Below are 23,731 nucleotides of genomic sequence, written 5' to 3'. Positions count from 1 at the left end.
TTCCTCTTTAAGATCAGAAATCCAGCGACGCTTGGAGGCCGACCTGGCGGACCGACTGGGGACTGTAGGCTGTCGCGAAAGCGTAGGCCGTCCCAGGTTGTGCCGCGAGCCCGGCGATCGACGAAGCAATACGGGCCCCGCCAATGTTCGAGACATAAGCGTTGAGGCTCCACTTGTCCTCGACCCGCACACCGATCCGGCCGCCAACGATGACATGCGAGCGATCGGTCGTCAGCGTCTCATCAAGCCGTTCATTTGTCAGGCGAGTGCGGCTCCGATACTGACCGTCAAGGGACACAAATCCGTTTAGATCGCCGGACAACTGCCTGCTGTACTCGCCAGACAACGTTGCGGAAAAGCGTGGCGCATAAGCGATCTGCTGACCCGTCAACGAGGTTCCGTCCAGCGCCAGGAAGCCGGTCGGATATTTCGCCACGTTGTAGATGGCGCTGCCGTTGATCGTGAAATTACGCCCGATGCGCCCGAAGATATCGCCCTCGATGCCCTTGGTAATCAACCGGTCGATATTGATCGGCTGAGGCGAGATGACCTGCGTAACCGGATCGCGATAAGCGGTCTGAGCCTGGAAATCGCGAACCTTCTGGTAGAAGCCGTCGACATTGACGGCCAATCGGCCGTTGAACAAGGAGGTCTTCAAGCCGAGCTCATAGGCCATTGGCTTTTCGGGCCGCACCAATGTGCCGAGCACGGGTACATCGTTGACCACGGTGATGGTAGCCAGCTGCGCGTTCTTGTAACCACGCGATGCCGTACCGTAGACCATGATGTTACGAACCGGCTCAAGCTGCGCACCTGCCCGCCACGAAAAGTCGTCATCGGTATATTTGAGGTTAGCTGTCAGCAGCGGCGTCGGCGCTGGCAGGACGTTACGCCGCGTGCCGTCTAGCGAGAGATTAGCATGGGTAAGGCGGCCACCTGCAAAAACCGTCAGCGGGCCAGCCTTGTAGCGAGCTTCGCCAAAGCCCGACAAATTCTCAGTCTTGTTGCGCGCCAGTTCCTCGACGCCAACGACCAAGCCGCCGGGGATGAAATCCAGGAAGGTGCTGCCCCCCTGCTGCGGACCGCTATTCAGGAACGTGTTGGCGTTGAGGTAGAAGCCGCCCAAGGTCAGCTGCAGCGGCCCCGAACCGCTAGTCGCGAGACGAACTTCCTGGGTGAATTGACTGTAATCCGTGGCGATGCCTGACTGCACGTTAAGCGTGGCTGGCGGCCGGGGCAGGCGATCGATGTCAGTAGTCGCATACAGATTTTGGAAGCGCCGTGACGTGATCGACGTCAGCGTTACGCCACCAAAGTCATAATCGAGCTGGCCGGACACGCCCCAGACCCGCTTCAACTGATAATCCCGACCCGAACCGCAATGCTCCAGGTTGCCCGGCTTTGCGGTGATGCCGCATACGTTCTGGAGCAGGGCACTTTCCGGACCCGACACGTTCGTCAACTCGAAAAACTGTCCGTCGGTGCCCTTCGAATAGTTGTAATCACCAATGATGTTGACCGTCAGACGGTCGAATTCGCCGCGGTAGCGCGCGCGCCAACCCAATTCAGTGAGCTCGTCAGCCTTCCCAGTGAAGGTGTTTTGCGTGATACCGTTAATACGCGAGCCGTAGACACTTGCACGCACAGCTGACGTTTCTGAGACAGGCACATTGACCGTGCCGCGCAGAACCTGCCGACCAAATTCCGACCCCGCAAAACCGTCGCCTGCCAGCTGGGCAGAAAAGTTACCGGAGACCCGCCTAGGATCCGGCGCATTCGTCGAAATGTTGATCACGCCCGCCGAGACGCTTTGCCCGAACAGTGTTCCTTGCGGTCCCCGCAGCACCTCGACACGGCTAATGTCGAAAAGATTGGAGATGTTCGTGTTTCCCTGGACCACGCCGTCGACGACGACGCCCACCGCACTTTCGGCGGAACGCGACAAAGCCGCCGTGCCGATTCCGCGGATGAAGGCCGAACTGCCGCCCGGCCCCCCGCCTGAAGCGTTGATCTGGAGCGACGCAGTGGACCGCGACAGCTCGCTGAGCTGCGATACCTGTTGCCGCTCAAGCTGATCTCCAGAGACAATCGCAACCGCGATTGGAACGTCCTGTACGCGCTCTGCACGACGTTGAGCAGTCACGATGATGTCCGAGGATTGCTCGTCGCTTGCTGGCACTGCGGTCGTAGGGACGGCCGTTGACTGCTCGGCGGTCGACTGCGCCAGGACTGAGGTCGACATAACCAGCGAGGAACCGGCCAGCAGAAGTGCGATAGTTTTCATAGATCCCCTCCAGAGGGCTTTGCCCAGTCGCCCGCCGTTGCAGGTCGACATTCGAATTAGAACGTGGGTTCTCTTCTGCGTTAAACGAAAAAGCGTGTCAATCGTCTTTTCACGCATTCGCTGAGCTAATGATAATCAAGCTAATTTGGCGGTCGCCGCGACGGTGCGAAATGGGACAGCCTTTACATCCCAAGTCACCCATCTATCACGGGAGCGTATTTATGGATTTCAGCAGGACCTGCCTTTTGACCGACGTGGCCCAGTCTCCAGAAGCTCCGGCGGGTATCGCACGACCGCCGCAGCAGGGACGGAGCAGGGCGTCGTTCGAGCGGATGATGACAGCCGCTGAGGCGTTATTGATCGAGCGTGGCAGTGATGGATTTGCGCTGAACGACGTCAGTCGCGTGGGAAAGGTTTCGATCGGCTCGATCTACAATCGCTTCTCGAGCAAAGACGAGCTGATCCAAGCGGTTCACGCCCGCGTTATGGATCGGCTTTGTGCTGATCAGACGCGGATTGTGATGCGCGCGCGTAGCCGCAGCCGTTCGCCAGTTTCTCTGATACGTGCGATCGTTGATGAGATGGGCGAGTTTCTCGCATCGCATGCACAGGTGATGCGTCCGATGATGTTGCGCGCTGCGTTCGATCTGGTGGTTCAGGATCGTGGCCGCATTGCCCACGACGAAATGGCCACGATGGTGGCGACGGAAGTGCTCGCTCACCGCGAAGCGATTGCGCATCCTGATCCCGATCACGCAGTCGAGGCGGTGATCCGTATCTCCTATGCCGCCTTTGCCCGCGAACTCGGCTTCGGCATGGCGGAAGCACCCCAGGGCGGCACCGATTGGAAGCGGTTGAAGGCCGATATGGGAGACATGGCGGCGCGCTTTCTGTTTAGCGCGCCGCCCGCTGACGACTAAGCCGCCTTGGGAACGCCCAATGGTTTAGGCAGGCGATGCGCCTGGGTCAGGATGACGACCGACATCACGACGCTGAGCGCACCCATGACGGTGAAGGCCATCAGGACGCCCCCCCCTGCCCCGCCGATGATGCCGACAATCGCTGGGCTGATGAACTGCGCGGCAAAGAAGGCCGAGGTCCAAAGTCCAAAGCCTCGTCCCCGATGCTGCGGCGGTAGTAGACGCGAAACCCAGAAGATAAGGCCAGCGACCGTCATTCCCGCGCCAAACTGCTGCACAAAGGCGAAGACAGTCATCATTGCAACGCTAGTCGATATGCCCATGCCGCCAGTGCCCAGCCCCAAAAACAACAGGAAGGTCGCGATCACCCGCTCGCCCGACCAACGTCGCGATATAAGGTTGAATACCAAGGCGCCGGGTAGCACCGCGAGGCCCGCCATGCCCATAATCGCGCCAATACGTCCCGCCGCTTCGACACCGATCGCTTGAAAGGCCAGACCGCCATTGACGGTGAAGACATAGTAGATGATCGACGAGAAGATCGTGACTGAGCAATAGGCCGCAGCCGTTCCCCAAGAGAAGGCGCGCGACTGCGAAGCCTCCGCCGAAGCGTTCCGTTGGTCCGCGTCTACCGCATGATGAGGCACACGTTCCGGCTCGAAAAAAAAGAGCAGCATGGCAAGGAAAATCGGGAACGCGAGCAGGTATATCAAAAATACATAGCTCCAGTTTGCCCCAGCAAGTGCTCCGGCTCCTGCGATAGAAGCGGCGCCTAGGAAGGGCCCAAGTATGCCCTGCATCGTTATCCAGGTCCGTCGAGCGCCCTCGTCATAGTAATCGGCGAATAGCGCGTTGACGATTACGAGGACAAAGGTTTCTGAAACCCCTACAAGCACGCGAGACAACAGCACTGCCCACAAGTCGCCGAACACAACCGGCGCTGCCCCTGCAAAGGCATAGAAGAAGGTCGCGAATAGGATTGGCAAACGCCGCCCATGGCGGTCGGCAACGAGCCCCGCCAAGGGCGAGAGCAGCGCGACCATCAGGCCGGGAGTCGTTACCAACAGAGGCACAATCAACCCGGCATTGGGAACGTCTCGAAAATGCGCGATCAGAGTCGGCACTGCAGGCGCGAGCGAGAGGATACTGAGAATCGGCAGAAAGCCTGCGAAAGCCAACGTCACACCCTGCGCCGCGCCGGCGCGTCGCACCCTCCTAGGGATGGAATCCTGGCGCATCGATCATCCTCCTTTATATTTTCGAACGTTTATTCTATTTTGCTCGTCTACAGGCGTCAATCGGGGTAATCCGCTGCACAAGGGAAATAACCCCTGCCTAGAGGGTACTTGCCCTTGATATGTCGCCGATTGATGACGGCAACTTCGGCAGCTCACTTCGAGGCGCCATGCGAAAAAACGCATCACCCTCTTTTTACAAATTGCATAAATAGAATTGCCGTTCTATAAACCGCAAAACAGCCAGCATCAAACCGGTGCGGCGCGCAAGGGGAGGATGACCATGCGCTTTTCCATATTCCTAAATGGTCGAGTGACGGCGCCCGAGCAGGACCGTCAGTTTATTCAGGACACTATCGACCACGCTGGTCGCGCCGAAGCGCTGGGCTTCGATGCGGTTTTTCTGCCCGATCATCATTTTACTGGCTACATGCCCGTGGCAAGCGACCCGATGATGTTCGCAGCCTACTTGGCAGCGCGCTTTCCCAAGCTCCATTACGGCTTTTCGGTCACGTCGATCCCCCTGCATAGCCCTGTGCGCTTCGTAGAGCGGGTAAACATCCTCGATCAGCTGACCGGCGGCAAGATCCTGGTCGGGGTCGGGTCGGGCACGACCCCCGAGGAGATGATCGGCTTTGGCGTAAACTACAAAGAAGCCTCCGCTGTTGCCGAGGCGAACCTTGCGATCGCGGAGCAGCTCTGGGCGAAGAAGCTGACAGATGCGCCGGTCGATTTCGAGAACGGCCCGCACAAGGGTACTGTCCTCCAACGTATCGCTCCCGCCGCATTGACCCCGCGCCATGCGCGGCTGATGCCCGTCGCGATGAAGGAAACCAGCGCTCGCCGTGCTGCCGAGAATGGCTGGCCCGCCTTCATCCCTGCTTTCACGCCCCCGAACATTGGTGGCACCGAGCCGCTAAAGCACGTCACGAAGTACTTCAATGCCTACCGCGACATGCTATTGGGAGCGGGTCATGATGACGCGACGGTAAAAGACGCGCTGTCCTGGACCACCCATTCCTATCAGTGCGTCCATATTGCCGAAACTGACGAACAGGCTCGCGAGGAACTGGAGCAGATCCTAATCGCCTACCAGTCCGCGCTCGATCGTGAGAAACTCTACGGCGACAAGGCGGAGACGAACGACGCCAATACCAAGACAGACAAGACGCCCCAGGCGCTGACTGACGACTGGATCGCGACTTGGTGCCTCTATGGTAGCGCAAAGACGGTGCGCGAGCATCTAGAGCCCTATGCCGAACTGGGCATTGGCAACATCCTGTGCGGCACCACCACTGGTCCGGTCACGCCGCAGCGATTGAAATGGGCGAACCGCACGCTCGACCTGCTCGCCAGCGAGGTCATGCCCGCCTTCGGATCGGCCCGGTGAGCGCCCCCCGCGTCGTTGGCATCGGCGGGACCACCCGCCCCGGCTCGTCGGGTGAGCGGCTGGTCCGCGCCGTGCTGTCCGCTTGCGAGGAACGCGGTGCGACGACGCGGATGTTCGGCGGCGCGGACCTTGCCGCCCTGCCCCACTTCGCACCCGAAAACCCGGAGCGGTCCGAAGCGCAGCTCGATTTCGTCGAGGCAGTGCGCGGCTGCGACGGGATCGTCATCGGCACCCCCGGCTATCACGGCGGCATTTCCGGCCTGGTTAAGAACGCGATCGACCTGCTCGAAGACCTGAACCACGACACGCGCGTCTATTTCGACCAGCGCGCAGTGGGCTTGATCGTGTCCGCGGCCGGGTGGCAGGCATGTGGCGTCACCCTCCAGGCGCTGCGCGGCATCGTCCATGCAATGCGGGGTTGGCCGACGCCGATCGGCATCGCGCTGAACAGCGTCGAGCAGAAGCCGTTCGACGCCGAAGGACGCCTGATCGACGAAGCCTTGCAACGGCAGGTCGCGCTCCAGGCCGAACAGATCCTGTTTCTGGCGAGCGCGGCGCGATGACCCGCGAGGACGCGATCGAGCTGACCGTGGGGCGCGACATGTGGACGACCGCCGCCATAAGCGACGTGCCTTCCGCGCGGCTTGCGGACGGGCCGATGGGCGTGGCCAGCGGCCGCGTCGACGAGCGCGACATCTCCGTCCTTAGCCCTGCACCGGTCGCACTCGCCGCCACCTGGGACACCGCGCTGGTCATGCGAGTCGGGTCGCTGATCGGCGGCGAGGCCAAGCGGCAGAAGGTCGACCTGATCCTCGCCCCCAATCTCAACCTGCAACGCACCCCGACCGGTGGACGCGCTTTCGAACTGTTCGGCGAGGACCCGCTACTCGCCGGAACGCTGGGCGTGGCGTGGATCGAAGGCGTGCAGAGCCGCCATGTCGGCGCGGTCGCCAAGCATCTGGTCTGCAACGACAGCGAAACCGCACGCGACCGGTTCAGCGCTGATATCGACGAGCAGGCCTTGCGCGAAATCTACCTGCTGCCCTTCGAGATGGCGGCGCGCGCCGGATGTGCCGGGCTGATGGCGGCCTATAATCGCGTCAACGGCACGCACTGCGCGGAGCACCCGCATTTGTTGACGGAGATCGTTCGCGACGATTGGGGCTATCGCGGCTTCACCATCAGCGACTGGTTCGGCACTGTCTCGACGGTGCCGGCGATGCGCGCCGGTCTCGATCTTGAAATGCCCGGCCCGGCGCGCTTCTATGGCGCGAAGCTGGCAGAGGCGATCGCATCCGGCGACATCCCTGCGGCCACCGTCGATACCGCCGCCCGGCGCGTCGCCGACACGGCGCGCCGTTTCGCCGGGGGCGATGCCGGTGCCGAACCCGGCGACCGCGACGCGATCCTGACCGAGGCGGCGGCCGCCAGCTTCGTGCTGCTCCGCAACCGCGGTGACCTGTTGCCCATCGCCCCCGGCAGCATCCGCACGCTCGCCGTGATCGGCCCCAATGCGCTCGCCCCCTGCCTTCAGGGCGGCACCTTTGCGAAGGTTTCGCCGCGCCCCGATGCGGTGACGCCGCTCGACGCGCTGCGCGCCGCTTATGGTGCCGAGGTGGTGCGATGCGCGCCCGGCTGCGACCCGTCACCGCGCCTGCCCGCAATGCCCGCCATGCCGGTCCGCGACCTGGGCGATGGCGCGACACGGGGGCTGACCGTTGATTATTTCGCGGGGTATGATTTCACCGTCCCGCCACTCGGCAGCGAAACGCGCGCCACCAATTCGCTCACCTGGTTCGGCGGGATGCCGGGCCTCGGCGCCTTCGACAAGGCGGGCGGCGTCCGCGCGAGCGGCCTCGTCACGCCGATCCAGACCGGCCTGCACCGCCTGCATATCGGCGGCACCGGATCGGTGCGGCTGCTGGTCGACGGCGCGGAGGTCTTCGCGGCCGACCGCCGCATCGCTCCCGCCGACATCATGGGCGTCCTCAAGGGCGGCGACAGCGAGATGATCGAGATCGCCCTGACGGCCGGGGTGCCGGTCCGCATCGACGCGGAACTGCGCTTCGAACCGGCCCGCGCGCAAGGGCTATGGTATGGGCTCGGCGCACCCGGCAACCCGGAGACCTTGCTCGTCGAGGCAGAGGCGCTGGCGCGTCAGGCCGATGCGGTGCTGCTGGTGCTTGGCGAGACCGCCGATTCCGGCGTCGAAAGCAAGGATCGCGATACCAACGCCCTTCCTGCCGACCAGCAGCGGCTCGCCGCCCGCGTCATTGCCGCCAACCCCCATGTGGTCGTAGCCGTCAATGTCGCCCATGCCTTCGACCCCGCGATCGCGGAAGGCGCGGACGGCTTGATGGTCGTCTGGTATCCAGGCGAAGCCTTCGGCCCGGCACTCGCAAACGTGCTTACGGGACGGCGCGAGCCGTCGGGCCGCCTGCCGCTGACGATCGCCGCCGATGATCGCGATTATCCGGTCTTCGATGCGATCCCCGATGCGGAGGGCCGCGTCCATTATGCTGAAGGCGTCGGGATCGGCCATCGCGGTTTCACCGCACGTAATATCCGCCCCGCCCACGCCTTTGGTAGCGGGCTTGGCTATGGCGGGGTCACGCTGGATGCGGTCCAAGGCACTCCTTCTCCGGATGGCGGCGCGCGATTGGATGTGACCTGCACCAATCCCGGCGAACGGGACACCAACGCGGTCGTGCAGGTCTATCGCGACGACGGCGCATTGGCCGGCTTCGCGAAGGCACCGGTGGGCGCAGGAACCACCGCCGTCATCGCGGTCACGATCGATCCGCTGGCGTTGCGGCGCTGGTGCGACGACGGCTGGCAACGTCCCCACGGTCGCCTGTCGCTTCACGTCGGGCTGTCGAGCACGGATTTGCCCCTCGCCACCGACCTTCATTTCGATTAGAACTATCCTTCTAAATATAATCCTAGGAGAGCATTGATGGCCCGCGTGTCTGAAATCCGCTTCGTCGGTTATGCCGTCCCCGACCTGGACGCCGAGCGTCGATTCTATGCCGAAACCTGGGGGCTAACCGAGGTGCCGTCCGACGACGGCATGGCCTATTTCGCCGCGCAGGGCACTGACGAGAAATATGTCGTGCGACTGCGCCAGGACTCGTTGCAGCGGATCGACCTGATCTGCTGGGCCGCCGAGACACGCACCCATGTCGACGCGCTGTTCGAGCAGGTGCAGGCGCACGGCGGCAAGATCATCGCACCCCCGCATGAGCTCGAAGGCCTGGGCGGCGGCTATGGCTTCCGTTTCTTCGATCCCAACGGCTTTCCTCTCCAGATTTCCGCCGAAGTCGAACGCGGCACCGCTCGCGAACTCACCCGCGGCGAGGCGATCCCTGTTAAGATCAGCCACGTCGTCATGCACTCGCCCGATCATAAGGCGCTGGTTGACTGGTATGCCAAGGCGCTGGGTTTCCGCATTTCCGATTGGCTGGGCGACTTCATGTGCTTCATGCGCTGCAACGCCTGGCACCACCGCCTCGCCTTCCTGCCCGGCCCGCCCGCGTTCAACCATGTCGCCTATGACGTCCTGACCATCGATGACATGATGAAGGGCGTCGCGCGGCTGAAGAAGCATGACGTCGACATCAAATGGGGCCCGGGCCGTCATACGGCGGGCAACAACACCTTCAGCTATTTCACCACGCCCAACGACAATGTGGTCGAATACACGTCGGAACTGGAGCAGGTCGACGACGAGCATCACGAGCACACCGTCCATGTGCCGTCGCCCGAGAAGATGGACCAGTGGGGCACCGGCGTCGGCGGTCCGCAAACCATGCCCAAGCCGGTGGCCGACGCCGGCCTGTGGCAGGTTCCCGTCGCCTGATCCTGCCCCGACACACGAACCCGGAAAGCCGATCCCATGGCGCTGTTTGAATATTTCCCCAACTACATCTGGAACCTGTCGGTCGCGATCGCGATGGAATCGGGGGCACAACTCGGTGAGATCATCGACATGTGCCAGCCGATCCGGGACGCCGCGGCGAACGGCGCCGATGCGGGCACGCCGCAATTCATGGCGCAATGGGCCGCGATGGGCGAGAAGCTGATCGCGCTTGCCGCCGAGGACGAGGACAAGGGCCGCGCCTTCTCCGCCTCCAACAAGCTGGAGCGGGCGAGCCTCTATCTCATCACGGCCGAGCGGATGCAGGGACATGGCGCTCCGGGTCGGCAGGCGACCTACGCCAGGGCGCTCGACGCGTTTAGCCGTTCGACCGCGCTGGGGAAGCTGAACCGCAAGCGGGTTGACGTGCCGCTCGCCGCGGGCACGATGCCCGCGCTCTACACGCGCGCACCGGGCGACGGGCGCAAGCCGGTGGTCGTGTTCTGCAACGGCCTCGATAGCTGCAAGGAACTGCTCTACTGGACCCGCCTGCCAGAGGAACTGGCGCGGCGGGGCATTTCCACCCTCTGCGTCGACCAACCCGGATCGGGCGAGGCGCTGCGGTTGCAGAACCTGCCGGTCGACCCGTACAGCGAGAGCTGGGCGAGTGCGGCCGTGGACTGGCTGGAACGGCAGGAGGATGTCGATCCCGAGCGGATCGGCATGACCGGCATTTCGCTCGGCGGCCATTTCGCACCGCGCGCGGTCGCCTATGAGCCGCGTTTCGCCAGCGGAGCGGTGTGGGGCGCGAACCATAACTGGCGCGAGGTGCAGGACAGGCGCATGGCGCGCGAGGGTGAGAACCCCGTTCCGCACTATTGGAAGCACGTCCGCTGGGCGTTCGGGGCCACCGATCAAAACGATTTCCTGGCAAAATCAGCGGCGATGAACCTGAACGGTCACATGGACCGTATCACCGTGCCGTTCCTCGTCACCCACGGCGCGAACGATCGCCAGATCAGTCCGAAATATGCCGACGATCTTTATGATCAGCTGGTCAACAGCCCGCGCCGCGAGAAGGTGATCTTCTCCGCACGCGAAGGCGGTGTCGAACATGTCGGAGCCGACAACATGGCCTATGGCCGCGACCTGATTTCCGACTGGTTCGCCGAAACGCTGGGAGGACATGCCGCATGAGGTTCCTCGATCTGTCGATCACCCTCGATCCCGAGGTTATCACCGACCCGCCCTTCATGCGCCCGACGATCGCCTATCAGACGCACGAACAGACCGTCGCGGAGGTTCAGGGCTTCTTCCCCGGCGTGACGGCGGAGCAATTCCCCGGCGGACAGGGCTTCGCCGCCTCGGAAACGCTGACGCTCAGCACGCACAACGGCACCCATCTCGACGCGCCGTGGCATTATCACCCGACGATGGACGGCGGCAAACCCGCCATCACCATCGACGAGGTACCGCTCGACTGGTGCTTCCGCCCGGGAGTGAAGCTCGATTTCCGAGACAAGCCCGATGGCCATGTCGTGACGGCGGCCGAGATGGCGGCGGAATTCGGCCGGATCGGCTATGATCTCCAGCCGCTCGATATCGTGCTGGTCAACACCGCTGCCGGCGCAGCCCTGGGTGGTCCCGACTTTCTCGGACGCGGATGCGGCATCGGCTATGAGGCGACGATGTGGCTCACCAGCCGCGGCGTCCGCGTTACCGGCACTGACGCATGGAGCTGGGACGCCCCCTTCGCGCTGACGGGCAAGAAGGTCGCCGAAACAGGCGATACCTCGCTAATCTGGGAGGGGCACAAGGCCGGACGTGACATCGGCTATTGCCATATGGAAAAGCTGACCAACCTCGACCAGCTGCCCAATCACGGCTTCACCGTTTCCTGCTTCCCGGCGAAGATCAAGCGCGGCTCGGCCGGCTGGACCCGCGCCGTCGCGATCCTGGAGGGTTGAAGCGGTGCGGCTCGCCACCCGCCGTGATGGTACGCGCGACGGCGCACTGGTCGTCGTTTCCACCGACGGTGAACGCCTGCTACCCGCCTCGCGAATCGCCACGACGCTGCAAGCCGCACTTGATGACTGGTCGCGCGCCGAACCGGCGTTGCGAGCGATCGCCGCACGGCTCGACGCCGGACAGGGGAATGGCTTCGCTGAAACCGACCTGATGGCCCCCCTGCCCCGCGCGTGGCAATGGCTCGACGGTTCCGCCTTTCCCACCCATGGCGCGTTGATGCAGCAGGCGTTCGGGCTGCCGCCGATCGAAACCGACAAGCCGCTGATGTATCAAGGTATGTCGCACCGTTTCCTGGGACCGACCGAGGACGTGCCGCTGCCGAGCGAGGCCGACGGCATCGATTTCGAGGGCGAGTTCGGCGTCATCACGGGCGATGTGCCCATGGGCTGTCCAGCGGACGAGGCGCTGGCCCATGTCCGACTGATCGTTCTCATCAACGATTGGTCGCTGCGCGGCATCGCGCCGGCTGAGATGAAGACCGGCTTCGGCTGGGTCCAGGCCAAGCCCGCCTGCTCGGTAGCCCCCTTTGCCGTGACGCCAGGTGCCTTGGGCGACGCCTGGCGGGGCGGCCGCGTCTGTCTGCCGCTGATCGTCGAGGTCAACGGAACATGGTTCGGCAGCCCGCGCGGTGACGAGATGGCTTTTGGTTTCCATGACTTGATCGCACATGCCGCACGATCGCGGGACCTGCCCGCCGGGACGCTGATCGGGTCGGGCACCGTATCCAACGTCGATCATGCCGCTCTGGGGTCAAGCTGTCTCTCGGAACGACGCGCGATCGAGATGATCGCTCATGGTGCGCCGCAGACGCCATTCCTGTCATTCGGCGACCGAGTGACGATGGGAGCCGGGGAAGCCAGTGTATTTGGCGTCATCGACCAGCGCGTGGTTCGCCCGGCTTCGCCTTTGAAGCAGCCGGTCCGGCTTCCTCAGTGAATGTCGGCGTGCGGATCGGGATCTGCCTTTCGTTCGGCCGGGTACGCCATCTTGAGATGACGGTTGCCGTTGCCGAGAAAACCGGCTGGCAGAAGACGCGAATGTGGAAAATGAGGCGGCGAAACACCTTTTCGGTTGGATAATCTCCTCGTCGTCGCCGGTCTCCAGAGCGAAGTCAGGCCGTCCCGTTCGCGAGACCGCTTCACGTCCTGCCGGTTAGGGGTGACAGGAGATCGAAGGTGCGAACGCATCCATCGTTCACCCATTCGGCTCACAGCGACAGCTTGAGGCGCTTCCCGGCACAGCGCGAAACGCAGACCATCATCGTGTCGCCGACAGCACGATCCTCCTTTGTGAGGACAGAGTCGCGGTGCAGAATAGAACCGTCGACGACGCCTACCTCACACGTTCCGCAGGTTCCCTCCTGGCAGGTGGACTGGACGAACACGCCTTGACGGCCGAGCACCGTCAGGATCGTTTCGTCGGCAGCGACCGGGAACACCTCGCCGGTCGATCGCAACTCGATCTCGAACGGCAGGTTCTCACGATCGTCGTACTGCACGGGTGCGAACCGTTCAGCGCGGAAACGTAGGCGATAAGCCTCGCATCCGGCCTCCACCGCCTGGATCAATCGTTCCGGTCCGCAGCAATAGACGGTCACGTCCCCGCCGATGCCGGCCAGCAGCGCATTCAGGTCGAAGCGACCGCGCTCGTCGGCGGGCCAGACGAGCGCATGATCGCCGTGGCGGAACACCAGTTCGTCGGCATAGGCCATGGTTTCGGTCGAACGGCCAAGATAGACAAGTTGATGCTCCCGCCCTTGCGCCTTGAGGGCCGCCATCATCGGGATCATCGGCGTAATCCCGATGCCGCCGGCGACAAGCAGCACGGGTTCGTCGTCCACAAGGGGGAAGTGGTTGCGCGGCGGCTTGACCCGGACCTCGGTGCCGATGGCCAGGTCGTGGTGTATGAACCGTGATCCGCCGCGCCCATCCCCTTTGAGCAACACTGCCAAGATCCAGCGGCCGGCCCTTGGCTCCCCAGTCAGCGAAAATTGGCGGACCAAGCTGTTCGGCAGCTCGATCTCGACATGCGCGCCCGGCGCCCATGCAGGAAGCGGTTCCCCGCTGCCTGCGAGCGTCACCTCGACCTGCTCCGGAAAATGGACGTTCGTCACGGTTCCTTTGAACCGGCGATCAACTCGAGGTTCCTGTCGTGCCGGGCGCGATCAATCGGGAACCGCCGGATCAGCAGCAGGACCACAATCATAAGGAGGAGGCTCACCAAAAGGTAGACGGCTCCGAGCCGCCATAGGGTATCCATAGGAACGCTACCCGGCGCCGCCTTGCTCGGGAAGGCGACCAGCCACAGCACGCCGCCGGAGATCAGCACGCCGAGTCCCGACACCGCCTTACTGAAGAAGGCGTCGGCCGAGAACAGCAGGCCTTCGGAGCGCTTGCCGGTCTTCACCTCCAGCTCCTCGACGACATCAGACAGCATCGAGTTCATGATCGACGCGCTCATTACATAGAGCACCCCTTGGATGACGATCTCCACAGCGAGGATCGTGAACAGGGCAGGACGGCCGTTGGCCGGAAGCAGGTTGAACAACCGAAGCAAGATTGGGAGCGCACCGGTGATCATGGCGAGCGTGTAAATTGTTATCAGGCCGCTACGCTTGTCCATCCGTTTGGCGATGGGCTGGAGGATTACCGCGCCGACTAGCGTCGCGACTGCGGTGAGCGATGCGAGGACAGCGAGCTGCCCCTGCGCCAAACCCCAAAAATACAGTCCGAAATAGAGGTCCAGCCCGGTACGCGCGCCGCTGACGACCGCTACCAGCATGCCCGCTCCCAGCATGACGCGGGCGGCAGGTTCTTTGAACAATCCAAGCACGTCACGAAAAAACCGCCCGCCCCCACCCCCGCTCCGTCCCGCGCTCGGCGCTGGTTTGCGGAGCCACGGGATGTATCGCTGAGTCGCCGCACTGGATAGGAGAATGGACACGACCATCGCCGTCGAGCCCGCAATAGCAAACGACAGGTAGCCGCTGCGATCGGTCACCCCGCCATGCTCCGGCGACAGGAAGATCTGGAAGGCCGCAATGGTGAACAGGGCGCCCGCAAACGTACGAAAGAAAATTCGCATGCTGACGATCAACGTGCGGCGATGATATTCTGCTACTAGTTCCGGCGCGAGCGCGATCGACGGCAGCTCGAAGAAAGTATCGAACAGCCGCAGCGCCATTAGGCACCCGAGCAGATAGAAGAATAGCCCATCACTGGACATCCATGCAGGCGGGTTCCAAAGCATCAAGAAGGACAGGCCGATTGGCAGGGCCGAAGCATACATGAACGGGTGACGCCGCCCGAGGCGCGAGCGCGTATTGTCGGAAATGTAGCCGGTGATCGGATCAACGATCGCATCAAATACGGTGATGATCGAAATGGCGAGCGCAACCGTGGTCGGCCGCAGGCCTAGCACCTGGTTGTAGTAGATCAGCAGGAAGCTGCTTAGCGCTCGCATCTTGATGCCGGTGGAACAAGCGCCAAGGCCATAGAACACCAAGGTCGGCCAGCCGACTGCGGGACGGGGGCCAAGCACTGGCGTGACAATCTCGGTCATCGGCCCTGTTCCGGATCGAGCGGCAAATCGAGTATTTCGACGAATTGCTGGCCACCATGCATGTCCCGCTCGAGAGCGCCGCCCTGCGCCTCGACGCGCGGGTAGCTGAACTTGATGACAAGCAGATTGGGGATCGCGAACCACTTTACCTGCGCCGGGTCTGCACGGAAGATTCGAGCCAGAGCGTCACGGGACAAGGTCTCAGTCGCCGCATGGCGGGCGAACAGCTTCGCATCTTTGAAAAATAGGTCCACCGTGATCCAGAACGGGCCTGCATTCTTCGACCGGACATAGCGGCACACATCGGACACCGTATTCATGCCAAAATCCGTCCATCCTTGAGGAAGCGCATCCGCACGAGTTCAAGCGGGTCATCGGGCGCGACCACATGATTCAGCCGGAACTCGTAGACCGGCCCGCGCTCGATCTCGGCCGGCGAGAATGGAAAGGCGTAACTCGGCATCTCTTGATCCATGCGCAAAGGCATGTGAAAAAAGATCGGGTTGCACGTCTTGGCAACTTGCGTTGCCACATCCTGCGTTGCTGCCGTCGCGACAAACATCAGCCCGACCTCGGGCGGAGGCGGTGCATCGGCCGGCGGCTGGCCGGACACCGCGCTCCAGCCATATGGCCTGAGCGAGATGGAAAAGGCATCCAGCGCCAGTCCCATCGTGTCGGCGACGCGCTGGCACATGAGGCCGTGCATGCGCTCGATCAGCGCATCGATCTCCGCAACGACCTTGGGATCGCGGATGCCGACGAACATGATCGTTTGGAAGGCGCCGGCTGACGCACCTTCAAGCTTCATGGTATAGGGCTGCCGCTCGAAAACCGAGCCTGTCACGCGAACTGTCCGGGCGTTCGTTGCCTCATAGCAGGCCGCCGTCACGTCCAGCACGCCGCCCGGCTCAGCCAGGCGGAAGGGATCGGCGTTCTCGTACAGCATGTGGGCTGATACAGTGTAAGGATCGCAGGTGTTTGTGGCGCTGAGCGGCTCCACTTCGAACACGTCGCTGCCGACGCGGACGATCACACCCCCATCCCGGCTGTTGCGCGTGCACAGCCCGCCGCATTCGGCGATCTTACCTGCGTGCCAAGCGGCACCCGCCCCCATCCCGCGCATCAGGGGAACGGCGGCGATGACCGCTGTGTCGGTCGTGCGACCGCCAAGCACGATGTTCGCGCCGGCCTCCAGTGCCGCGATATAAGGCTCCGACCCCATCAGAGCGACAATGTGATCGCAGTCGGCGAACGCCGGAGGCACGCCGTTCATCGGAGCGAGCGCTCCAACTTTGCCCTGCGATGCCTTTTGATCCAGCACGGCTGCGTCCTGCTCGGAGTAGAGCAATGCAATCTGCGGGGAAAGTCCGCGCTCTGCCGCGATCTCAGACGCGATCTGCGCGGTCCAATCCAGCGCCATGTCGCAACCAGAGGTACCGCACGAACCAATCAGCAGCGGCAGGCCGCTGTCGTGCTGCGCCTGCATGAGGATGGCGAGATCGGCCTTCACCGCGGCACGAGAGTATTTGGGCCGCCCCGTCGCGAGATAGGCGGGGCCGCTGTCGGTTGATCCCGCGTCACAGGCGATCACATGCCCTCCCATGGCGAGCCCGGCGCGGACATCCGCGTCCCTGACACCGGCACCAAGCGCACCGGTGGGCACGATCACGTTGATCGTCGGAGACGTGGCATAGCCTTTGGGAATGTCGGTCACCGGAACCGCGCGCTCAATGTGGCACCCACCTGCCGCGGCGGGCCGTATTGCACAAAAAGGTAGGCCGGGTTGGACGTCTCCCAGGTCCGATATTCGACGTCCGTCAGGTTTTTGACCCAGAGCCGCATCGTGAACCGGTCATCGGGGTGGTAGGCGATGCTGGCGTTCCACAGCGTGCGGGGGCGGCGATACTCGGTATAAAGATTGGCGGCGTTGTCGAAGATGTCGCTCTGGTAATCCATCGTCACCTCTCCGCGCAGCCAGCCCCATGGCCGCGCCGGCGTCTGCAAGCCGACGTCCGCAACCAATGCGTGCCGCGGCGTGCGGGTGGTGCGATTGCCAGCAGCATCGGTAAAGCTGGGTTGCCCCGCGGCATCGAACGAGGCGGTCTGGATGTACCTGGTATAGCGGGCGTCTAGGAAGGAATAGCGCACGGTGGTGTCAAACCAGGTCACCGGCCGAAGCACGAACTCGGTCTCCACGCCCTTGATGCGAGCGTCAGCATTGTCGATCGTGGCGCGCGAGCCCACCGGACCCTGGCTCAGGTCTGGCACAATCTTGATTGTTTGCAGATCAGTGTAGTTCATCAGGAACGCCGACACATTGAAGCGCAGCTTGCGATCGAGCCAGTCGGTCTTGAACCCTGCCTCGTAGTTGGTCGCGCGTTCGGGTGCCGTCGGCGTACGCGCGAGCAATGCGCTGGTCGGCTGTTCGGGAAAGGAGCCGGACTTGAAGCCGGTGGAAACCGAGCCGAACAGGAAGATGTTTTCGTTGAAGCGCATGTCAGCGCCCGCCCGATAGGTGAACACGCCTTTGTCGAAGACGCCCGGCGTTGCGCCGGTATCGAAATTTATCATAGGCGCCACGCGAGGACCGGTCAGGCGCTTGAGGTGATATTCCTTCTCCTCCTTCGTATAGCGCCCGCCACCGAACAGCCGCAGGCCGAACTCAAAGGCATATTGCGCCTCCCCGAATACGGCGTAGCTGTCGTTACGCGACCGCGCGACGAAGTTGTTGATCGTTGGCGGGTTCAGCTGCTGCTGGGTCTCGCGCTCACGATAGATGTCGTCATGATTGTAGTAGAGGCCAAGCACCCAGTTGAGCGGCCCCGTGCCAAGCGAGGACAAGCGTGATTCTGCCGAATAAGAGTCCGCTTGTTCAACGCCCACCAGTTGCAGGCCGTTCGTCGGCAGACGGTTGGCGAGATTAGTCGCGGCGTTTGTTCCGTCCAGGTCATTCAGAAATGCATAGTCGAGCGTCCGCCAGCCGAGCGTGGTGGTCCAGTTCGCGATGCCGAGCGCATCCGTGTTAAACTCAGCGCGCGCACCGCCGGTTTTGGAACGCGTGTACCCCTGCACATCCGGGTTGGTGGTGCGCGGCCGATTGTAATCGTCATAGCCGTAGGGACCGCCCGTGCGGAACGGCAGAAGGATTACGTTGTAGCGCGAATTATCGCCGAGGTTCTGGTCCGCGATGTCGCCGGACAGCAAGAGGAACGAGCGTGCGCCGACATCGAATTTTATTTGGCCGCGCGCGCTGAGCTTGTTGTCATTGTCCAGCGGTTGCCCGGTCGCCGTCTTCCGAAAGCCGTCATTGGTGATCGCCCCCAGCACGAACCGGGTCGAGATGCCTTCGGTTACCGGCAGGTTCAGCATCAGATTGCCATTGAGCTGGCCATACTGGGCCACGGTGATCTCACCACTTCCCTCGGCATCGTGCGTTGGCTTGTTGGTGATGAAGTTGATCGCACCGCCAACCACGTTTTTGCCCCACAAAGTGCCTTGCGGTCCCTTGAGCACCTCCACTCGCTCCATATCGTAGAAGTCGATGCCCAGCATCGGAGCGCGGGCCAGATAAACGCCGTCCAAGAACGCGACGGAGGAAGGGTCACCACCGGCACCCTGGTTGGTACTGCCCACGCCGCGAAAATAGGGGCGCGGCGCGGCGCTCGGAAACGCATCGAAGTTCACACCCGGCGTGGCGCGAGCCAGCGCGTCGAAGTTCGTGATCCCGCGGGCTGAGAGCTGCTCGCCGGTGAAGGTGGTCACTGTCACGGGCGTGCTCTGGAGCGACTCGGCGCGCCGACGTGCAGTCACTACGATGTCTCCGGCAGGTGCCGTGCTTTCCTGTGGAGCGGCAGTCGTCTGAGCCGCCTGAGCCGCCGCTAGAGATGTGGCGGTCGGGCCGCTGGTGCTGATCTGCGCCTTTGCCGGCGACGACAGAACCATGCTCAGCGCAGTTGAAGCACCCAGTGCGAAACGCTTGGTAGTGCTCGCCATTCCTATCCCCTTCCCTAATCTATCTGTTTGATTACGGCCGATGGTGGAGCCATTCGGCTCAAACGGTCCCGTCGGCTTCAACCACGTCTGCCGTTCCCTCGCGCGGCAATCGGCTCAGAAAGGCCGTGGCGTGCGGCACCATTTGCAGGCCCGCATGCGCGATACCCGGCACGACCTGCCGCTGGACCGGAAGGTCGTGATCAAGCCAGTTGCGGTGCAGCGTGGCGTTTCGCTCGATGCGGTTGCGGCCCAGCAGCGCCATGTCGGGAGCATGCTGCAACAAAGCGGGCGGATAAGTGAATTCCTGCGTGTCATCGCCGCCGACCAGCAGCATCGAGTGCACGTCCCGCATCGCGGTGACATCAATCTGCTGGGCGAAGCGCGCTTCCCAATCGCGCGTCCCCATCCAGTAATCGCGCGTGTCGTCCAGCAGCGTCACGCCGCCGGGCGCACCGACTATCACCGAGCGGAGGCGCTGCGGCTGAAGATAGTAGAAGCGATGCGCGAAGTGCGCGCCCCCGGAGAAGCCGAACAGATCGAAGCGCCCGAACGAATGCTCGAGCATTTCCTCCAACTCGGCCACCATGCCGAGCAGAAGATGATCGTATCGAAGTCCGTGCTCCAGCATGTACTTGTACCCGTCGGCATTGTCATCGCCCATCACGCCCACGGGGAAGAGCGGCGCCAGAAGGACATAGTCGCTAGCAGCGGCAAACGGCGCAAAGGTATCGCGATAGGCCATGCAAGCGCGTCCAGTGCCGTGCACCGCGACGAGCAGCCGGAAGCGCGTCGGGTCTTCGGTGAAGCCTTCGGGGATATGCAGGCAATAGGAGAACCGCGAATCCTGCTTGAAGGCAAATTGCGCCATCGGCCACAGGAGGCGCCGATGCTTGAAAGCATTATTCATCGAAAAGTTGCCCGCCCAAGATTGATCTTTGTCATCAACATTACTTGATGGTTACAATGCTGCAGCGACTTACGCAGCTGCGTCAATCTTGACGAAAATCATCTATATGATGCGATCCCTGTTGCTGTCCGAACAAGGAAGATCGGCCAACCGCGCCTATTGCCTGCCCGGCGGGCGGACAGCGCGGACAGAATGTCGTGTGGCGTCTTGCGGAAGCGCTAACAGGATTCGTGTGTCGAGACCCGGAAGGAGCACGCCGAACCAATAGGCAGCGGCACCGGCTGATCTCACGACGTGATCGGCAAGCTCCCGACATAGATCGAGGCCGGACGTCCGCTTTCCCGAGACAGGTACTGCTCCTTTGAATGTGCGATCCAACCTGCGCAGCGGCCTAGTACGATCAGAGAGTCTCGTGGATCGTGCTTCAGGCACCGGCTGATATATTGGCCAACCAGAGTACTGCTCGGATGGATATTTAACGCGTCACTGACGATCCTGATCGCCACCTGGAACTTGGCGAAAGTCTCCTGATGATCGTCTATCTGGCTGAGAGCATCCAGCAGGGCCATTGCCTTCGGGTCGCCTCCGGGAAAGACGCCACCACCAAAGCCTGGGATAGGCGCGCCTTCGCGCAAGCGTCTGACCACCGCCCTTTGCGGGTCCTGCTCTATGATCTCGTCGAGCAGCGTCGAAATGCCGCCTAGCCGCCCGAGTTGGGTCCGTCGTGCCCCTAGGAGCAGCAGACCCGTGAGCACCGAGCGATACGGGGACACGCCAACGCCCGCAACACCTCGGACGGCGCACGCGACCGGCTCGAAGCCGAGGTCCGCCGAGAGCACCAGCAGGCGGCGGACTAGATCGCGCCATACCGGAGAAAGGCCGTAGCGCTCCCCTATCTGGTCGTGAACCGGTTCATCGGAAGGCGCATACGTCCTGAGGATGATGGAGGTAACACAGCGCAGCACATCGACGCCGGACGCCATCATACCGGCTGCCGAGAGATCGAACGCGCGTGGATTGGCCGTTTCAATCATCGGAAGCATGGCGATCGCGCGCTCCGCAGCGGAAGCTTCCTCCATGATCTTGCCGATCTGCACAGCCACCTTCGGTAATTCGGGTGGTCGCTGATTGAATATATCTCGCGGCGCATCCCACAATAGGCAGGCTGCTTCCTCCAGAGTCGCTGTAGCCGACAGGGCCACAGCGTCCTGACCACGATAGTAGAGGCGACCGTCGGAAATGAGCGAAATTGAGGACTCACGGGGCGGCTCCGCCTCCTGCACGCGCGGGCGCCCTCGCGGGCGCTTGGCGAGCAGGATGTCCTCTTTCCAATACAGACGCTGCTTGGACCCGGCGACTGCGCAGGATCGAATACCGTGCCGGCTGACATAGGCATAGAGGGTAGCGCGCGTGACCCCCAAGGCTGCCGCCGCCTCCTCAGCCGACAGGTAGGTCGCGTTGGAAAGCTCAGCATTGACGATTTCGGTCAAGATAGACCCTTTGCAATCATGACAGCAGCTTGCTGAACATAATATAAACTGTCAATATGACAATGAAGTGATCCTGCGAATGCGCGTCTGCCGAGAGTTGACCCAGAACCGGCCGTTCAGCCAACATTCGGCTCTCGCCTAAAACGGACATCTGTTCATTAAGGAAAGCCGCCGCCTTCAAGCTCTGAATAAGCGGAAACGACGATGGCGGTTGCGGCTATGTCCCTCACCGCGCGAAACCATCCGGACACGGCGGCACATCCGGGACTTTCCCCGATAGTATTTCGAGGTGCAATGCATTTAGGCAGCGCTCATGCCGTTGCAGCTCCTTCCTCTTCCTCCGTCGGTTCGATCCGCAATGAGTGCAGCAATACCCGTCTCGGCGACCTGCCGTGGATCGCCGGCTATCCCGTGGCATTCGCCTGTGCGCATCATGTCGCTGCGGGTTGGGGCGGTCAGGGGTATTACTCGCTGCTCTATCCGGCAGCGGGTGTCAGACTCGCGTTGCTGTGGAGCCGTGGACCGAAACTGACGATGTCGCTCATCGCCATGGAAATGGTCGTACAGATGATCGCCGGCATCATCGTCCCAAGCCAGCCTGGCTGGCTTACGGCTTCGATCGGCGTCGCGCGACCTGCATTGATCTACGGGCTCGTAGTCTGGCTGGTGCGCCACCTTGCGGCCCGGTCAAGTTCCAGCCTTGGCGTTGCGCCTATGCCGCTGGGCCTGGCCGCCGTGACGGCTCCCGTCGCGGCAGCCATGGTCTCGCTGCCTTGGTCTTTGCTCAGTCCCGAGCTGACCGGTGTCGTCGGCCTGCGGCAGACACTGGCGTCGCTTACCAGTTTCGCTGTTGGCGACATGCTAGGCGTATTGCTGGTTGCTCCGCCGTTGCTCTGGGTCATCCAGGCTGCGCAGGACCGGACGCTGGTCCTGCATCCGGCCGCACGACACGTTGCTGCACTGGGGGAAGCTGCCGCGGTACTCGAAGCGGCCATCGTGGCCAGCCTTTCACTTGTCCGTATCGGCCTGGGTACTCCCGCGACCCCTGCACTGCTCGCCGTTGCGTGGATCGGCCTGCGGTTCGGGCGCACAGCCAGTTGGTGGGCGATCCTGATCGTGGCGGCCATCGTCCTGCCGTACACCGCCACCAACATGCCAGTCGCCGAACGGCTCGCGTTGCACATGAGCCTCGCCTCCATCGTAGTCGTCGGTTACCTCGCCGGCAGCTTCGCCGATGCACAGGCGCGTGCTCAGGCCGACCTGTCACGTCGCGACCGTCTGCTGTACCAGGCGGAACGACTCAAGACGTTGCGGGCGATGTCGGTCGCAGTGATTCATGAGATCAGTCAGCCGCTTTCCACATTGGCTATCGAGGCGAAGCACCTTCACGAAATCACCGTCTCTGCCGACCCGAAGATTGCGCAAACTTCAGCCCTCATCGACCGAAAGGCAGCAGGGATCGCCAGCAGGAACGAATAGCGCGCTGCCGCCTCGCGCGTATAGCCGAGCAGCAACGCTGCGCTGATCGTGCCCCCCGAGCGCGAGACACCCGGCACCAGCGCCAGCGCCTGCGCGAAGCCGAGCAGCAGGCCATGCCCCCACCCCAGCCGCTCCAGCGTCAGCCGCCGCGCACCGATCCGGTCGGCGACGCCGAGGATCAGCCCGAAGCCGATCAGCGCCGTCGCGGTGATATAGAGTTTGCGCAAATTGCCCTCGATCTGGTGCTTGAGCAGCGCCCCGAGGATGGCGATCGGCAAGGTGCCGAGGATGATGAGCCAACCAAGCCGCGCGTCGGGCGACAGCGTGGCCGGATGCTTCACCACTGCGGTCAGCCACACCAGTGTGATCCGCCAGATGTCGCGTCGGAAATACAGGAGCACCGCGGCTTCGATCCCGATTTGCGTGATCGCGGTGAACGCCGCGCCGGAATCGGTGCCCGACGGCAGCAGCGCGCCCGCGATCCGCAGATGCGCGCTCGAGGATACGGGCAGGAATTCAGTCAGCCCGTGCAACAGCCCAAGGAATGCGGCCTCGAGCCATTGTGCGGTAGTATAGGTGGTCATCGAT

Annotated in this window: 19 protein-coding genes; 9 read left to right on the top strand and 10 right to left on the bottom strand. The window is 62.8% G+C overall.

Annotated elements, in window-relative coordinates; genetic code table 11:
• Positions 1-13 precede the first annotated feature (13 nt).
• Entirely contained in the window at positions 14-2,284 is a 2,271-nt protein-coding gene (locus FFS23_RS01715; protein ID WP_171009321.1) for a TonB-dependent receptor, read from the bottom strand.
• Between the two features lie 254 nt (positions 2,285-2,538).
• On the opposite strand from FFS23_RS01715, the gene FFS23_RS01710 reads away from it, so the two are divergent.
• The gene (locus tag FFS23_RS01710) at positions 2,539-3,204 is read left to right on the top strand and encodes a TetR/AcrR family transcriptional regulator (RefSeq protein ID WP_249340485.1); all 666 of its coding nucleotides are present in this window, start codon (positions 2,539-2,541) and stop codon (positions 3,202-3,204) included.
• Here the strand turns inward: FFS23_RS01710 and FFS23_RS01705 are convergent.
• Positions 3,201-4,442, bottom strand: coding sequence for an MFS transporter (locus tag FFS23_RS01705; RefSeq protein ID WP_137897176.1), 1,242 nt, complete (start codon positions 4,440-4,442; stop codon positions 3,201-3,203). The genes FFS23_RS01710 and FFS23_RS01705 overlap by 4 nt on opposite strands.
• A 274-nt stretch (positions 4,443-4,716) precedes the next feature.
• On the opposite strand from FFS23_RS01705, the gene FFS23_RS01700 reads away from it, so the two are divergent.
• The 7 genes from FFS23_RS01700 to FFS23_RS01670 are packed head-to-tail and all read left to right on the top strand — an operon-like array spanning position 4,717 to position 12,649.
• Positions 4,717-5,829 (top strand): LLM class flavin-dependent oxidoreductase, encoded by a 1,113-nt coding sequence (locus FFS23_RS01700; RefSeq protein WP_249340475.1) that lies wholly within the window; start codon positions 4,717-4,719, stop codon positions 5,827-5,829.
• Entirely contained in the window at positions 5,826-6,392 is a 567-nt protein-coding gene (locus FFS23_RS01695; protein ID WP_249340473.1) for an NADPH-dependent FMN reductase, read from the top strand. The genes FFS23_RS01700 and FFS23_RS01695 overlap by 4 nt, the downstream gene beginning before the upstream one ends.
• Complete coding sequence (locus FFS23_RS01690; RefSeq protein ID WP_137897175.1) at positions 6,389-8,749, top strand: glycoside hydrolase family 3 C-terminal domain-containing protein; 2,361 nt, start codon at positions 6,389-6,391, stop codon at positions 8,747-8,749. The genes FFS23_RS01695 and FFS23_RS01690 overlap by 4 nt, the downstream gene beginning before the upstream one ends.
• Before the next feature lie 36 nt (positions 8,750-8,785).
• Positions 8,786-9,688 (top strand): VOC family protein, encoded by a 903-nt coding sequence (locus FFS23_RS01685; RefSeq protein ID WP_137897174.1) that lies wholly within the window; start codon positions 8,786-8,788, stop codon positions 9,686-9,688.
• 36 nt (positions 9,689-9,724) lie between these two features.
• Complete coding sequence (locus FFS23_RS01680) at positions 9,725-10,882, top strand: alpha/beta hydrolase family protein (RefSeq protein WP_137897173.1); 1,158 nt, start codon at positions 9,725-9,727, stop codon at positions 10,880-10,882.
• Positions 10,879-11,652 carry a cyclase family protein gene (locus tag FFS23_RS01675; protein ID WP_137897172.1) on the top strand — a complete coding sequence of 258 codons (774 nt, stop codon included), beginning with the start codon at positions 10,879-10,881 and terminating at the stop codon, positions 11,650-11,652. Before FFS23_RS01680 ends, FFS23_RS01675 begins: the two co-directional genes overlap by 4 nt.
• 4 nt (positions 11,653-11,656) lie before the next feature.
• Positions 11,657-12,649: a fumarylacetoacetate hydrolase family protein gene (locus FFS23_RS01670; protein ID WP_137897171.1), complete on the top strand. Its 993-nt coding sequence runs from the start codon at positions 11,657-11,659 to the stop codon at positions 12,647-12,649.
• Positions 12,650-12,920: 271 nt separating this feature from the next.
• Here FFS23_RS01670 and FFS23_RS01665 read toward each other — a convergent pair whose 3' ends face one another.
• From FFS23_RS01665 to FFS23_RS01635, 7 genes are all read right to left on the bottom strand, one after another.
• The gene (locus FFS23_RS01665) at positions 12,921-13,826 is read right to left on the bottom strand and encodes a PDR/VanB family oxidoreductase (protein ID WP_137897170.1); all 906 of its coding nucleotides are present in this window, start codon (positions 13,824-13,826) and stop codon (positions 12,921-12,923) included.
• A complete protein-coding gene (locus tag FFS23_RS01660; protein ID WP_137897169.1) occupies positions 13,823-15,274 on the bottom strand; it encodes an MFS transporter in 1,452 nt (483 codons plus the stop codon). Before FFS23_RS01660 ends, FFS23_RS01665 begins: the two co-directional genes overlap by 4 nt.
• Entirely contained in the window at positions 15,271-15,594 is a 324-nt protein-coding gene (locus FFS23_RS01655) for a DUF4387 family protein (RefSeq protein WP_137897168.1), read from the bottom strand. The genes FFS23_RS01660 and FFS23_RS01655 overlap by 4 nt, the downstream gene beginning before the upstream one ends.
• Positions 15,591-16,988 (bottom strand): acyclic terpene utilization AtuA family protein, encoded by a 1,398-nt coding sequence (locus tag FFS23_RS01650; protein ID WP_212742889.1) that lies wholly within the window; start codon positions 16,986-16,988, stop codon positions 15,591-15,593. Before FFS23_RS01650 ends, FFS23_RS01655 begins: the two co-directional genes overlap by 4 nt.
• Complete coding sequence (locus FFS23_RS01645) at positions 16,985-19,267, bottom strand: TonB-dependent receptor (RefSeq protein WP_137897167.1); 2,283 nt, start codon at positions 19,265-19,267, stop codon at positions 16,985-16,987. The genes FFS23_RS01650 and FFS23_RS01645 overlap by 4 nt, the downstream gene beginning before the upstream one ends.
• Before the next feature lie 58 nt (positions 19,268-19,325).
• A complete protein-coding gene (locus FFS23_RS01640; protein ID WP_137897166.1) occupies positions 19,326-20,174 on the bottom strand; it encodes an alpha/beta fold hydrolase in 849 nt (282 codons plus the stop codon).
• Positions 20,175-20,461: 287 nt separating this feature from the next.
• On the bottom strand, positions 20,462-21,664 hold the full coding sequence (locus FFS23_RS01635) for a citrate/2-methylcitrate synthase (protein ID WP_171009319.1): 1,203 nt from the start codon (positions 21,662-21,664) through the stop codon (positions 20,462-20,464).
• A 219-nt stretch (positions 21,665-21,883) separates the two neighbouring features.
• Here FFS23_RS01635 and FFS23_RS01630 point away from each other — a divergent pair, with 219 nt between their 5' ends.
• Entirely contained in the window at positions 21,884-23,143 is a 1,260-nt protein-coding gene (locus tag FFS23_RS01630) for a hypothetical protein (RefSeq protein WP_137897164.1), read from the top strand.
• Here the strand turns inward: FFS23_RS01630 and FFS23_RS01625 are convergent.
• Positions 23,050-23,727, bottom strand: coding sequence for an undecaprenyl-diphosphate phosphatase (locus tag FFS23_RS01625; RefSeq protein ID WP_137897163.1), 678 nt, complete (start codon positions 23,725-23,727; stop codon positions 23,050-23,052). The two genes, FFS23_RS01630 and FFS23_RS01625, sit on opposite strands and share 94 nt — an antisense overlap.
• Positions 23,728-23,731 lie beyond the last annotated feature (4 nt).

It is taken from the genome of Sphingomonas sp. 2SG (genome assembly GCF_005503285.1).
GTDB lineage: Bacteria > Pseudomonadota > Alphaproteobacteria > Sphingomonadales > Sphingomonadaceae > Sphingomonas > Sphingomonas taxi.
The sequence above is the reverse complement of the archived record's forward strand: the minus strand, read 5'-3'. Positions and strand labels throughout refer to the sequence as shown.

Excerpts from the sequence above, each read along its gene's own strand:
- FFS23_RS01715 (WP_171009321.1), bottom strand. The coding sequence starts at position 2,284 with ATGAAAACTATCGCACTTCTGCTGGCCGGTTCCTCGCTGGTTATGTCG.
- FFS23_RS01705 (WP_137897176.1), bottom strand. The coding sequence starts at position 4,442 with ATGCGCCAGGATTCCATCCCTAGGAGGGTGCGACGCGCCGGCGCGGCG.
- FFS23_RS01700 (WP_249340475.1), top strand. The coding sequence starts at position 4,717 with ATGACCATGCGCTTTTCCATATTCCTAAATGGTCGAGTGACGGCGCCC.
- FFS23_RS01690 (WP_137897175.1), top strand. The coding sequence starts at position 6,389 with ATGACCCGCGAGGACGCGATCGAGCTGACCGTGGGGCGCGACATGTGG.
- FFS23_RS01685 (WP_137897174.1), top strand. The coding sequence starts at position 8,786 with ATGGCCCGCGTGTCTGAAATCCGCTTCGTCGGTTATGCCGTCCCCGAC.
- FFS23_RS01680 (WP_137897173.1), top strand. The coding sequence starts at position 9,725 with ATGGCGCTGTTTGAATATTTCCCCAACTACATCTGGAACCTGTCGGTC.
- FFS23_RS01675 (WP_137897172.1), top strand. The coding sequence starts at position 10,879 with ATGAGGTTCCTCGATCTGTCGATCACCCTCGATCCCGAGGTTATCACC.
- FFS23_RS01660 (WP_137897169.1), bottom strand. The coding sequence starts at position 15,274 with ATGACCGAGATTGTCACGCCAGTGCTTGGCCCCCGTCCCGCAGTCGGC.
- FFS23_RS01655 (WP_137897168.1), bottom strand. The coding sequence starts at position 15,594 with ATGAATACGGTGTCCGATGTGTGCCGCTATGTCCGGTCGAAGAATGCA.
- FFS23_RS01645 (WP_137897167.1), bottom strand. The coding sequence starts at position 19,267 with ATGGCGAGCACTACCAAGCGTTTCGCACTGGGTGCTTCAACTGCGCTG.
- FFS23_RS01640 (WP_137897166.1), bottom strand. The coding sequence starts at position 20,174 with ATGAATAATGCTTTCAAGCATCGGCGCCTCCTGTGGCCGATGGCGCAA.
- FFS23_RS01630 (WP_137897164.1), top strand. The coding sequence starts at position 21,884 with ATGTCCCTCACCGCGCGAAACCATCCGGACACGGCGGCACATCCGGGA.
- FFS23_RS01625 (WP_137897163.1), bottom strand. The coding sequence starts at position 23,727 with ATGACCACCTATACTACCGCACAATGGCTCGAGGCCGCATTCCTTGGG.